The sequence below is a fragment of the Levilactobacillus acidifarinae DSM 19394 = JCM 15949 genome (assembly GCF_001434835.1).
Taxonomy (GTDB): Bacteria; Bacillota; Bacilli; order Lactobacillales; family Lactobacillaceae; genus Levilactobacillus; species Levilactobacillus acidifarinae.
This window is the reverse complement of the sequence record NZ_AZDV01000026.1, coordinates 478,793-491,568: the sequence shown is the minus strand read 5'-3', so window position 1 is coordinate 491,568 and position 12,776 is coordinate 478,793. Positions and strand designations below refer to the sequence as shown.

The following is a 12,776-nucleotide window of genomic DNA, read 5'->3' as shown; positions in this document are numbered from 1 at the left end:
AATGACGAACAGTCGACAACGCCTTGTCCAGTCATTGAAGCTGGTTGCTCGCTATGGGCTCATCGTGTTGAACGGTGGGCTTATTTGTTTACCCATTAAGCGGCGACAAGTTTTATTCGAAAGTTTTAACGGCAAGGACGTTAATGATAACCCCGCGGCAATTTACCGCGCACTGGTCCGGGCCGACCCACGTTATCAAAAAACGGCCTATTTCAGTGTCAAACCCAGCGAATACGCGACGCTGCATCAAACCTACCCGGAGATTCAGCTGGTCAAACGCTTCACCCCGCGGTGGGTGGCCCTCATGGCTCGAGCCGAGTTCTGGGTCCTAAATTCACGGTTACCGAACTGGTGGCACGCTAACCGGCACACCACGACCATCCAAACCTGGCACGGGACACCACTCAAGAAGTTGGGGGCCGATATCGAACACGTGGCCATGAAGGGGACCACCACCGCACAGTACCACGCCGATTTCGTGACGGCGGCCAACCGGTGGGACTACCTGATTGCGCCGAACCAGTATTCACAAGACATATTTAAGCGGGCGTTTGGTTATCGGGGAAAGTTTCTCCCAATTGGTTATCCCCGCAACGACGTGTTGTATACGGCGGATCAACCGGCCCAGGTAGCGGCGATTAAGCGCCGACTACTGGGGGCCGTGACGGGGCCGGTCGTGACCTACGCGCCGACCTGGCGTGATGATACCGCCGTTAGGCCCGGAGTCTATCAATTCGACCTGCCGTTTGATTTAGGCGAGTTCTTTCGCCACGTGCCGGCCGACACCCACCTGGTGATTCGGCCGCACTACCTGGTGAAGGATCAGATCGACATTCGTGGGTATGAGAGTCGGGTAACCATCTTGGCCGAGGCCGACATTGCGGACATTTATTTGATCACGGATTTATTGATCACGGACTATTCGTCGGTGATGTTTGACTTTGCGAACTTAAAGCGTCCCCAGTTGTTCTTTGCGTACGATTTGGCACACTACCGGGACCAACTACGGGGATTTTACTTCGATTACAGTCCTAACGACTTACCAGGGCCGTTGGTCACCGATGCCCCGGCATTTTACGCACAACTGGACGCCTGGTCTCAGGCGGGGCGTTTTCCGGCCTATGCGCAACAGCAGGCAGCCTTCTATCGGCGTTTTTGTGAGTGGGAAACCGGGACGGCTAGCCGCCGAGTAGCTAACTTAATCATGACGGGAAAGGATGACGGTCAATGAGTGACTTGTTAATCGGTTCACACGTGAGTATGAAAGGAAAGTCCATGCTACTGGGATCCGCTCAAGAGGCGGCTCAAGACGGGGAGAACGCCTTCATGGTCTACACGGGGGCTCCGCAGAACACCCGGCGAAAACCCATTGAAGAATTAAATGCGGCGGCGGGGCAGGCCTTTATGGCCGCGCACGACCAGCAAGCCGTGGTGGTCCACGCACCCTACGTGGTCAATCTCGGCAATACCAAGAAACCGGAAAACTTTGATTTTGCCGTGCAGTTCTTGACGGCCGAAGTTAAGCGGGCGGCCGCAATCGGCGCGCTGCAGATCGTGTTGCATCCCGGGGCCCACGTGGGGGCCGGCGCGCCGGCTGCCATTACCCAGATTGCGAAGGGGTTGGACCAGATTCTAGCCGCCACGCCCGCCGTGCCCGTTCAGATTGCCTTAGAAACGATGGCGGGTAAGGGGACCGAGGTTGGCCGGACCTTCGAGGAACTAGCCAGCATCATGGACCAGACGGCCCATAACGACCGGTTATCCGTCTGTTTTGACACCTGTCATACCAGTGATGCCGGGTACGCCATTGCCGAGGACTTCGACGGGGTGTTACGGGAATTTGACCAAGTCATTGGAGTCGACCGCATTAAGGTGGTTCACTTGAACGACTCTAAAAATCCTCAAGGCAGTCATAAGGACCGCCACACCAATATCGGGTTCGGCACCCTGGGCTTTGCCGCACTGAACGCGGTCGCCCACCACCCGCGACTGACGGCCGTGCCGAAAATCATGGAAACGCCGCCGGTGGGGCCCGACCGCAAGACCGGGGTTGATCCGCACGGCTACGAGGTCGCCATGCTCCAACATCAACGCTTTAACCCCGATTTGACGGCCGATGCGTTGGCGGGGAACCCGGTCGACGCTTACTTGACCCGTGAATGAAGTGGCGGCGGGTTACTAATAATCGTGGGAAACGGCAATTAAGCAGGTACGCCTGCCGTCAAAATTAAGTTAATATTGGATGACTCAAAACGGCCCCATCAGAATTTTTCGTTCTGCTGGGGCCGTTGTTATAATTTTTGAATTGGCCGACTAATCTGCTAGGGGATGCGGAATCAGATCATAATCCACACTTTCCATAATCAGGGTGGCCGTTTCTTCAATTGATTTATTCGATACGTCGATGACTAAGCAACCAATCTTCTTATAAATCTTTTGGGCGTAGTCCAGTTCCTCTTGAATCTTACTGGTGTCCGAGTAGGCACTGTCGGCGGGGAGCCCGTAGGAAATCATGCGTTCCTGACGAATTTTTCGTAAAATTTCGGGCTGATTGGTGAGCCCAAAGATCCGCTTGGGGTCCACCTGCCAGAGTTGATCGGGTAACTGGGTTTTAGGCGACAGGGGCAGGTTGGCGACCCGGAGATTCCGGTTAGCCAAGAAGAGGGATAACGGGGTCTTGGAAGTTCGTGAGACCCCGAGAATCACGATGTCGGCCTTGAGCAGACCGGTGGGGTCCTTACCGTCGTCGTAGGCCACGGCAAACTCCATGGCCGCGATGCGATCGAAGTAAGTATCGGTCAGGTTATGAACTAAACCAGGAACGCCTTCTGGTTTTAACCCGGTGGCGGACTCCATCACGCGCATGGCGGGTTGGATGCAATCGAAGTGTTGTAAATTATTTTTTTGCGCAAATTCACGGACGTGTTGACTGAGTTGCGGGTTGACCAGCGTGTGAAACAGCATGGCTTTCTGTTTTTTAGCCAGGTTTAAGATGCCTTCCAGGATGGAATCTGTCTGGATGAACGGGAAGCGTTGGTAACTAACGTGCACGGACGGAAACTGTGATACCGCGGTTTGCGCCACGGTTAACGCGGTTTCGCCGGAGGAATCGGAAATAACAAAAATTGTAATTGGCGACATGGTTTTAGCTCCTCTACGGTTTTTCTTTAGTTTACTCCCTGGTGGAAAACGGTTCAAATTTTATTTAAAAGCATTATTGACGCCGTTTGGGTGTTTATGTATAATGGTTAAGAACCGTAACGCTGGTAGGAAGATTCCAACCAGCGTCATTACTTGTGCTCGGAGGGAGGGAATTTCAAATGGCAAAGACAGTCGTTCGCAAAAACGAGTCTTTTGACGACGCTCTTCGGCGCTTCAAACGTACGGTTTCCCGTAACGGTACTTTACAAGAATACCGGAAACGTGAATTTTACGAAAAACCAAGTGTGAAGAAAAAGTTAAAGTCAGAAGCAGCGCGTAAGCGTAAAGCTAAGAAGCGTCGTTTCTAATAAAAAATCTCTGATGTTTAGACATCAGGGATTTTTTTGTTCGCTATTTTTCTAAAACGACCTTGCCCATCATGTGATGACTCCCAACCAACTTATGGGCCGCCATCAGATTTTCGGCGTTGAGCGGTTGAATTGTTTGGGTCAGTGTTGACTGGAGGGTTCCGTTATCGAGTAGCTGGCGCACTTCCTCTAGAATCTGATGTTGGCTAACCATATCGGGGGTTTCGAAGTACGATTTGGTGTACATCCACTCCCAAGCAAACGTGGCGCGTTTGGCTTTTAACGCCCGCAAGTCGATGGGAGTGTCACTACCCGTGATCGAAACGATGTGGCCGCTGGGTTTGATTAAATCCACGATTTCGTTCCAGTGTTGGTTCAGGTTACTTAATTCTAAGACGTAGTCGACGTATTGGTGTCCTAACTCACGAACCTGGGGCACCAGGTCTTCACGGTGGTTCACCACGGCGTCACTGCCGTGTGCTTGCGTCCAGGCAATGGTTTCCGGACGCGACGCCGTGGCAATCACGGTCAGCCCCGCCCAGTGGGCTAGTTGGGTGGCAACGGACCCGACGCCACCGGCCCCGTTGATCACCAGTAACGTCTGGCCATGGTTGTCGGCGTGCGGGTCGATGCCGAGTTGTTCGAACAGGGCCTCCCAGGCAGTCAGCGACGTGAGGGGCATGGCCGCGCTCTGCGCCGGGGTCAGGTTAGTCGGCGCGTGGCCCACCAGTCGTTCGTCGACCAATTGGTACTCACTGTTACTGCCGGGCCGTTTGAACGATCCGGCATAAAAGACGGCATCTCCGGGTTGAAACAGGGTCACGGCGGCGCCGACCGCCGTGACGGTCCCGTAGGCGTCCCAGCCGATCACGGTGGGGTGTTGAGGGTCTAAGGGGTCGTGGTTGCCCCGGACGGCTAAATCGACGGGGTTAACGGACACGGCCGTGACCTGAACCAGCAGATCATGGGCCAACGGCGTCGGTTGCGGTAAGTCAAAATCAATCAAGCCGTGCGGATCGTCTAACGGTAAATGTTGCGTATAACCAATAGCATGCATAACCAAGTAAGTCCTTTCTATTGTGAGGTTACCGAACCGTTTTCAGCGTACTCAGTTTAGCAGTGAAAGGCAAGTCTCGTGGTCTGAAAACTGACGGGCCGGGTAATAAGTAGTAAACTAATAAAGTAACTTAATTTAGGAGGAATTCGACATGAGTTTAGAAGCCCAACTGAACACGGATTTAAAGACGGCCATGAAGGCCCACGATAAGTTGACCTTAAACGTCGTCCGGATGATGAAGGCCGCTTTGACTAACGAGAAGATTAAGCAGGGGCACGACTTGACGCCCGACGAAGAATTAACGGTGGTCTCCCGGGAATTGAAGCAACGGAAGGAATCTCTGGATGAATTCCAAAAGGGTAACCGTGACGACTTGGTCGCCGGTGTTAAAGCTGAAATCGAAATCGTTGAAAAATATGCGCCTAAGCAATTGAGTGCCGACGAAATCACCAAGATCGTGGCAGATAGCATCGCCAAGGTCGGTGCCACTGGCATGGGAGACTTCGGTAAGGTAATGGGCGCCGTCATGCCCCAAGTTAAGGGCAAGGCCGATGGTAACCTGGTCAACCAGACCGTTAAGGCCCAACTAAACAAGTAAATCCGCAAGCCACCGCTGGGCCCGTTGTCCGCGGCGGCTTTTCTGGTAAGGAGGCGTGGCCATGTTTTTACAGTACGAACGATTCCAGACGGTTAGTCCGGCGATTCGAGACTTGCTCTTACAGGCTGATCCCGAGTGGTCCCAAGTGATGACCTATTTACCCCAAAGTACCGGGGTGGCGCTAAGCTGGCACCACGAGTTGGTCGGCGTGTTAGTCCTCACGGAGCGGCCACAGCGCGTGTTAGAGGTGACCAATCTGGCAGTGCTGCCCGAAAAACAACGTCACGGCATCGGTCAGGCCGCCATTCATTTTGCCCAGCAATGGGGCAGTGAGCACGGCCAGACCACGTTACGAGTGGCCACAGGCAGTACCAGCTTAGGCCCCCTCTATCTCTACCAAAAGTGTGGATTACGCATCGTGGCCGTTGAACCGGATTACTTTACCCAACGGTATTCTCTGCCCATCTGGGAGAACGGGATTCAACTGCGGGACCGCTTGGTTTTGACGCAGGCGTTGTCCCCGGAGAATCAAGGAAGCTAACGACGAGTGGTTTTTAACGGTCAATCCTTTTACAATCCCCGGTGGTATGCTAAAATTCAAGTATCAGTACACTTAATTTTTAAGACAAAGGAGCAACTGTATTTGACTGAAAACGCGATGATTGAAAAAGAATATATCTTGGAGCATCCGGCCGACGAAGCGGCCTTGTTGGGTGCGCAGGATCAATTTGTCACTTTATTGGAAGAGGGGCTGTCCGTGACGATTCGGCCTTTCGGCAATTCAATCAAAGTTGCGGGTGACGCCACCGCGGTTGACCAGACGCTCAATATTTTGCGTAATATGAGTACGCTTTTGGCCAAGGGCATTCGGTTGAACAGTGCCGATGTCGTGAGTGCCATGAAGATGGCCGAACGGGGAACGTTGGAATATTTCCAGGACCTGTACACCGAAACCTTGATTCACGATGCGAAGGGCCGACCGGTGCGGGTCAAAAACTTTGGCCAACGTCAATATATTGACGCCATTAAGCACAACGACATCACCTTTGGGATTGGCCCGGCTGGGACCGGGAAAACCTACCTGGCCGTGGTCATGGCGATTGCCGCGCTTAAACACGGCGACGTTGAAAAGATCATCTTGACGCGGCCCGCCGTGGAAGCCGGCGAAAGCTTAGGCTTCTTACCGGGGGACCTCAAGGAAAAGGTTGATCCTTACTTGCGGCCCATCTACGACGCGTTGTACGCCATCCTGGGTGCCGAACATACCACGCGGTTGATGGACCGTGGAGTGATTGAAATTGCACCGTTGGCCTACATGCGGGGGCGGACGTTAGAAACGGCCTTCGTGATCTTGGACGAAGCGCAAAACACGACTAATTCTCAGATGAAGATGTTCTTAACGCGGTTAGGCTTCGGTTCGAAGATGATCGTTAACGGGGACATCTCGCAAATTGACCTACCGCACAATGCCCAATCGGGATTGGTGCAAGCACAACACATTTTACAAAACGTGGGCCACATTGCCTTTGTGACCTTTAGTGCCGATGATGTGGTCCGACATCCCGTCGTGGCCAGCATCATTAACGCTTACGAAGCCAACGATACTAAACCAAATGGAGCTAAGAAATAATGGATTTAGAGATTTACGACAAGACCCAAGCCGGCGTCCCGGCCAAGCACGTTCAGATGATTCAAGACGTGTTGCAGTTTGCGGGGGACTACCTGAAACTGGCAGATAACACCGAAATGTCGGTGACGCTGATGAACAACGAAGATATTCACGAGATCAACAAAAAGTACCGGGGCGTCGACCGGGCCACCGACGTGATTAGTTTTGCCATTGAAGATGACGAAGCCGCCGATGACGATTTTCCGTTGGTCATGGACGACGAACTGGCGGCCGAGATTCCCGAAAACATCGGGGACATCTTCGTGTCGATGGATAAGGTCAGCGAACAAGCCGAGTACCTGGGCCATTCCTACGAACGGGAACTCGGGTTCTTAGTCGTTCACGGGTTCCTGCACTTAAACGGGTATGATCACATGCAGCCGGAAGACGAAAAGGTCATGTTTAAGCTGCAAGCCGACATCTTAGATGCCTATGGCCTCAAGCGATAAGCCGACCCGTCAAACGGGCAAAAACCGGGCGTTTCGGCAGTCCTTAGGGCACGCCGTTGACGGGTTAAAGGCCCTCTACCGCTATGAGCGTAATTTCCGGAAACACCTGCTGGTGGGCAGTCTCGCCATCGTTGCCGGGATCATCTTACGCTTGACCCTAAACGAATGGCTTTGGTTGACGTTGGCCATCTTTTTGGTCCTGATTGCCGAAACGTTAAACACCATCGTGGAAGCCGTGGTTGACCTCGTCGTGGGTCAGACCTATCACGACTTAGCCAAGCGGGCCAAGGACGTGGCGGCGGGTGGCGTGCTACTCGCCGCGTTATTTGCCGTGGTCGTCGGTTGTTTAGTGATGTTACCGGCGCTGAGTCGCTGGTTTTAAGGAGAAAATATTATGGATAATCCAAATTACAAATCGGGCTTCGTGGCAATCGTCGGCCGGCCCAACGTGGGGAAATCCACGTTTCTAAACCGGGTCATCGGCCAAAAGATTGCCATCATGTCGAACACGGCACAGACCACCCGAAATAAGATTCAGGGAATCTATACCACCGACGACGCCCAAATCGTGTTCATTGATACGCCGGGGGTTCACAAACCCAAGACGGAACTGGGCGACTACATGGTGAAGTCGGCGCTGTCCGCGTTAAACGAAGTCGACGCCATCTTGTTCATGATCAATGCCGCCGAAAAGCGGGGCGCCGGGGATAACTTCATCATCGACCGCCTAAAGAACGCTAAGGCGCCGGTTTATTTACTGATCAACAAGATCGATCAGATCCATCCCGACGACTTATTGAAGGTCATGGACCAATACCAAAAGGCGTTACCGTGGAAGGCCGTCTACCCGATTTCGGCGTTGGAAGGCAATAACGTCGACGAATTTTTGGGTGACCTAGTGGACCAGATGCCACACGGCCCCCAATATTACCCCGAAGATCAGCTGACGGATCACCCCGAACGGTTCGTGGTCAGTGAACTGATTCGCGAAAAGATCTTCATGTTGACCCGCGAAGAAGTGCCGCATTCCGTGGCCGTGGAAATTGAAAGCATGAAGACCCAGAAGAATGATCAGGTCCGTATCGAAGCCACGATCATCGTCGAACGCCCAACCCAAAAGGGTATCATGATCGGGAAGGGTGGCAGCATGCTCAAGAAGATTGGGACGCTGGCTCGTCAAGATATCGAACACCTGTTGGGAAGTTCAGTTTACCTACAACTGTTCGTGAAGGTCCAACCCGGTTGGCGGGATAAGTCGAATCTGTTGAAGTCCTACGGGTACCGGAAGAGTGATATTTAAAATAAATCGTTTAGAAGCGGTGCTGGCGGGTCTGACCGTTGAGCACCGTTTTAGTTAAGGAGGGATGACCATGGCTCATCACGTCACAGATTTTCACGGCATCCTTCTGTTTCGGCGCGATTATGCCGAACGGGATTACCTGGTTAAATTTTTAACGCAGGAGTTTGGTAAAAAGATGTTTCTGGTCCGGGGGGCTAAAAAGCGCGGTTTTAAGATGACCGCCGATATCCTGCCGTTTACCGTGGGGAGTTATATGGGTGACATCGCCGATACGGGGTTATCCTACATTCGCACGCCCCGGGAGACCAGTCAATTTCAGGGCATTGGCGAGGACATCTTTAAGAACGCCTACGCCACCTACATCATGAGCTTAGTGGACGTGGCCTTTCCGGATAGCCAACCCTTACCGGACTGGTATCACCGGGTGTACCGGGCATTAGAATTAATCGATGAGGGGCAAAATCCAGCCATCGTGACCAATATCATGGAAATCCAGTTGATGCCCGCCTTTGGGGTGGCCCCGCAGCTGCAGGGCTGTGCCATCTGCGGCCGGACCGACTTGCCGTTTGACTATTCGGAAAGTTATGGTGGCTTGTTGTGTCAACAGCATTGGGCGGCCGACCCGCACCGGTTACACCTGAGCCAGCGCACGGTTTATTACCTGCGCCAATTTTCGGTGATTGATTTAGATAAGGTCCACCAGATTAAGGTCAAACCCAGTACCGAGCACGCTTTGCGGCAGTTGATGGACGAAATCTATGCGAGCCAAATTGGGGTGCACCCCAAGAGCAAACGGTTCTTGGATCAGATGCAATCCTGGGCGCCGCGGTTACAAAATCCACCGGTCAATGATGATTGACAAGATTGATTGAGACGCTTATGATTAATCACAGTTAAATAAGTCGGCAAAGATGAATGAATAAGTGTCAGGATTAACGACGTAGCGACTTCGGGACGGTGTAAGCCGAAGCGTAATTCTGAAACGTTGGCGCATTCGGAGTCGTTTCCAAGTAAGCTGCTAGTCGTTGGGCTAGAAGTAGGGTGGAACCGCGAAATTAATTCGTCCCTACGTGAATCTCTTTAGTGTAGATTCGCGTGGGGACTTTTTTGTGTGCTTATTTAGATCAATAAGGAGGAACGCATCCATGACGGAAAAACTGTCCATGCAAGCGATTATTTTGAAGTTACAGCAGTATTGGTCCGCACAGGGCTGCATGCTGATGCAAGCTTACGATACCGAAAAAGGGGCCGGAACCATGAGTCCGTACACGTTCTTACGGGCCATTGGACCAGAACCTTGGAACGCGGCATACGTTGAGCCTTCCCGGCGGCCGGCTGACGGTCGTTACGGGGAAAACCCTAACCGGTTATACCAACACCACCAGTTCCAAGTGGTCATGAAGCCCTCACCCGATAACATTCAGGAACTCTATCTGAACAGTTTGAAGGAACTCGGCATCAACCCGCTCGAACACGACATTCGGTTCGTTGAAGACAACTGGGAGAACCCATCCATGGGTTGTGCCGGGGTTGGTTGGGAAGTTTGGCTCGACGGAATGGAAGTTACCCAGTTCACCTACTTCCAAGTGGTTGGGGGCCAAACGGTGGATCCCGTGACCTCCGAAGTCACTTACGGGTTGGAACGCTTGGCATCTTACATTCAAGACGTGAACTCCGTCTTCGACCTGGAATGGGGCGATGGTGTGAAGTACGGGGACATCTTCAAGGAACCCGAATACGAACACTCCAAGTACAGTTTTGAAGAAAGTGACCAGGCCATGTTGTCCCGGCACTTCGATGAATACGAAGGCGAAGCCAAGAAGCAGATTGCCAACGGCCTAGTTCACCCGGCCTACGACTACGTGCTCAAATGTAGCCACACCTTCAACCTGTTGGACGCACGGGGGGCCGTTTCCGTAACGGAACGGGCCGGCTATTTGTCCCGGATTCGGAACATGGCCCGGTCGATTGCCAAGGCGTTCGTGGCCGAACGGAAGAAGCGTGGCTTCCCGTTGATCAAAGACGACGCCTTACGGCAAAAATTATTAGCGGATTCTGAGGAGGCAAAATAATGGCACACACATTTTTACTAGAAATTGGGTTAGAAGAAATGCCAGCCCACGTGGTAACGCCAGCCATCCGGCAACTTCAGAAGCGCGTTGCCGATTACTTGAAGGACGAACGAATCAGCTATGACGCCATCAAGCCGTTTTCGACGCCCCGGCGGTTAGCGTTAGAAATCACGGGTTTGGCCGATAAGCAAGACGATATCAGTGAATCCGTCAAGGGTCCGGCGAAGAAGATCGCCCAGGACGCTGACGGTAACTGGACGAAACCGGCCATTGGGTTTACCCGCGGCCAGGGCCTAACGCCCGACGACATTGTCTTCAAGGAATTTAAGGGGACCGAATACGTCTACGTGGATAAGTTTATCGCCGGTAAGCCGGTCGCCGAAGTTTTGGCCGGGTTACGCGAAATCATCATGGCGATGACCTTCCCGACCATGATGAAGTGGGGTACCCACCACTTCGAATACATCCGGCCCATTCGGTGGCTGGTGGCCTTGCTAGACGCCACGGTCATTCCGTTTAGTATTCTCGACGTAACCACCGATCGGCTAACGCGCGGTCACCGGTTCCTGGGTAAGGAAATTTCCTTAGCCACGGCTGCCGACTACGAGGAAGCCTTGACCAGCGAATTCGTGATTGCCGATGCGGACAAGCGTAAGGAGCTCATCAAAAAGCAGATCGAAAAGATTGCGACGGATCACGACTGGACGATCAACGTCGACGCCGGGTTACTCGAAGAGGTGAACAACTTGGTCGAATGGCCAACCGCCTTTGCCGGTAGCTTTGACGAAAAGTACCTGACGATTCCCGAAGAAGTGTTGATCACGTCCATGCGAGATCACCAACGGTTCTTCTACGCGCGGAACCAAGCCGGTGAGTTATTGCCAAACTTCATCTCGGTTCGTAACGGGACCGACCACGACCTCCAAAACGTGGTGGCGGGGAACGAAAAGGTCTTAACGGCACGCCTTGAAGACGCGATGTTCTTCTACAAGGAAGACCAGAAGAAGACCATTGCCGACTACGTGGAACGGCTGAAGAGTGTTAGTTTCCACGATAAGATCAGTACCATGGCCGAAAAGATGACCAGAGTTGAAGCCATCGTGACCGTGTTAGCCGACCGATTGGGCTTAAACGACGCACAAACCAAGGCGGCCGTTCGGGCCAGCCAAATTTACAAGTTTGACCTGGTGACCGGGATGGTTGGCGAATTTGCCGAACTTCAAGGGGTCATGGGTGAAAAGTACGCGTTGTTGAACGGCGAAGATCCCGCGGTGGCCCAAGCCATTCGGGAACACTACGAACCAATCTCGGCCGATGGGGCCTTACCGGCTTCCGTCCCCGGTGCAGTCTTGGCCTTAGCCGACAAATTCGACAGCATTCTGACGTTCTTTGCGGCGGGAATGATTCCGAGTGGGTCCAACGACCCGTATGCCTTGCGGCGCCAAGCCACGGGGATTGTGCGGATTGCCACTGATCAGAATTGGTCGCTGCCAGTTGCGGATCTAGCAACGGCCTTTATCTCGGCCGAAGAGGTCGCTAACGTGGCACCGAAGTTGAACCAAGCTAGTCAAATTGATGCGGTCGTGGACTTCATCAAGGAACGGGTCCGGAAGATGTTGCGCGGCACCAAGGTGCGCCACGACATCATCGATGCCGTCTTGGGTGGCAGTAGTAGTGATATTACCGACCTCTTTACTGCGGCGGATATCCTGACGACCCACGCGGCCGATGAGAACTTCAAGGCGGTCATTGAATCGTTGACGCGGGTGATTCGGTTGTCCCAAAAGGCGCCGAAGGACATCGCTAGTGTGACCATCTCTGCTGACAAGTTCGAAAACGCCAGTGAAGGTGAATTACACCAAGGAATTGACGACGTGGCTCAGGCGGCACCGCAAGGGCTTAAGGCCTTATACGCAGCCTTAGTTGCCGTTCAACCAGCCATCGCGGACTACTTCGAAGCCACGATGGTTATGGCCGACGACGAGGCCGTGCGGAACAACCGCTTGGCTGAACTCAGCCGGTTGGCTCGGTTAGCCCTGGAATTAGGGGACTTGGATCAATTGGTTGTGAAATAAGTTAAACTTAATTTAAATTAAAAAGCGGATCGTTTACCCGAACAAAC

14 protein-coding genes are annotated in these 12,776 nt (G+C 53.0%); 12 read left to right on the top strand and 2 right to left on the bottom strand.

Features of this window, described 5'->3' with window-relative positions:
* Nucleotide 1 precedes the first annotated feature (1 nt).
* Both FD25_RS10060 and FD25_RS10055 read left to right on the top strand, forming a co-directional pair.
* Entirely contained in the window at nt 2–1,231 is a 1,230-nt protein-coding gene (locus FD25_RS10060) for a CDP-glycerol glycerophosphotransferase family protein (RefSeq protein WP_057803837.1), read from the top strand.
* Entirely contained in the window at nt 1,228–2,163 is a 936-nt protein-coding gene (locus tag FD25_RS10055; RefSeq protein ID WP_057803835.1) for a deoxyribonuclease IV, read from the top strand. Before FD25_RS10060 ends, FD25_RS10055 begins: the two co-directional genes overlap by 4 nt.
* A 150-nt stretch (nt 2,164–2,313) precedes the next feature.
* Here the strand turns inward: FD25_RS10055 and FD25_RS10050 are convergent, their stop codons facing one another.
* Nucleotides 2,314–3,141: a pyruvate, water dikinase regulatory protein gene (locus FD25_RS10050; RefSeq protein ID WP_057803833.1), complete on the bottom strand. Its 828-nt coding sequence runs from the start codon at nt 3,139–3,141 to the stop codon at nt 2,314–2,316.
* A gap of 179 nt (nt 3,142–3,320) precedes the next feature.
* On the opposite strand from FD25_RS10050, the gene rpsU reads away from it, so the two are divergent.
* Nucleotides 3,321–3,509, top strand: coding sequence for a 30S ribosomal protein S21 (rpsU, locus tag FD25_RS10045; protein ID WP_057730797.1), 189 nt, complete (start codon nt 3,321–3,323; stop codon nt 3,507–3,509).
* A gap of 43 nt (nt 3,510–3,552) precedes the next feature.
* On the opposite strand, the gene FD25_RS10040 is transcribed toward rpsU, so the two are convergent.
* Complete coding sequence (locus FD25_RS10040) at nt 3,553–4,566, bottom strand: zinc-binding alcohol dehydrogenase family protein (RefSeq protein WP_057803830.1); 1,014 nt, start codon at nt 4,564–4,566, stop codon at nt 3,553–3,555.
* 151 nt (nt 4,567–4,717) lie between these two features.
* On the opposite strand from FD25_RS10040, the gene FD25_RS10035 reads away from it, so the two are divergent.
* The 9 genes from FD25_RS10035 to glyS all read left to right on the top strand — a co-directional run bounded on the left by FD25_RS10035 (nt 4,718) and on the right by glyS (nt 12,729).
* A complete protein-coding gene (locus FD25_RS10035; RefSeq protein ID WP_057803829.1) occupies nt 4,718–5,164 on the top strand; it encodes a GatB/YqeY domain-containing protein in 447 nt (148 codons plus the stop codon).
* 61 nt (nt 5,165–5,225) lie between these two features.
* Nucleotides 5,226–5,705: a GNAT family N-acetyltransferase gene (locus FD25_RS10030; protein ID WP_057803826.1), complete on the top strand. Its 480-nt coding sequence runs from the start codon at nt 5,226–5,228 to the stop codon at nt 5,703–5,705.
* Between the two features lie 102 nt (nt 5,706–5,807).
* The gene (locus tag FD25_RS10025; protein ID WP_057804327.1) at nt 5,808–6,794 is read left to right on the top strand and encodes a PhoH family protein; all 987 of its coding nucleotides are present in this window, start codon (nt 5,808–5,810) and stop codon (nt 6,792–6,794) included.
* Entirely contained in the window at nt 6,794–7,282 is a 489-nt protein-coding gene (gene ybeY, locus FD25_RS10020; RefSeq protein ID WP_057803824.1) for an rRNA maturation RNase YbeY, read from the top strand. Before FD25_RS10025 ends, ybeY begins: the two co-directional genes overlap by 1 nt.
* A complete protein-coding gene (locus FD25_RS10015; RefSeq protein WP_057803822.1) occupies nt 7,260–7,664 on the top strand; it encodes a diacylglycerol kinase family protein in 405 nt (134 codons plus the stop codon). The genes ybeY and FD25_RS10015 overlap by 23 nt, the downstream gene beginning before the upstream one ends.
* Nucleotides 7,665–7,676: 12 nt before the next feature.
* Nucleotides 7,677–8,582: a GTPase Era gene (era, locus tag FD25_RS10010; RefSeq protein ID WP_057803820.1), complete on the top strand. Its 906-nt coding sequence runs from the start codon at nt 7,677–7,679 to the stop codon at nt 8,580–8,582.
* Between the two features lie 70 nt (nt 8,583–8,652).
* Nucleotides 8,653–9,441, top strand: a complete 789-nt coding sequence (recO, locus tag FD25_RS10005; RefSeq protein ID WP_057803818.1) for a DNA repair protein RecO — start codon at nt 8,653–8,655, stop codon at nt 9,439–9,441.
* A 286-nt stretch (nt 9,442–9,727) separates the two neighbouring features.
* Complete coding sequence (glyQ, locus tag FD25_RS10000; RefSeq protein WP_057803815.1) at nt 9,728–10,654, top strand: glycine--tRNA ligase subunit alpha; 927 nt, start codon at nt 9,728–9,730, stop codon at nt 10,652–10,654.
* Nucleotides 10,654–12,729, top strand: a complete 2,076-nt coding sequence (glyS, locus tag FD25_RS09995) for a glycine--tRNA ligase subunit beta (RefSeq protein WP_057803813.1) — start codon at nt 10,654–10,656, stop codon at nt 12,727–12,729. Before glyQ ends, glyS begins: the two co-directional genes overlap by 1 nt.
* The last annotated feature ends 47 nt before the right edge of the window (nt 12,730–12,776 follow it).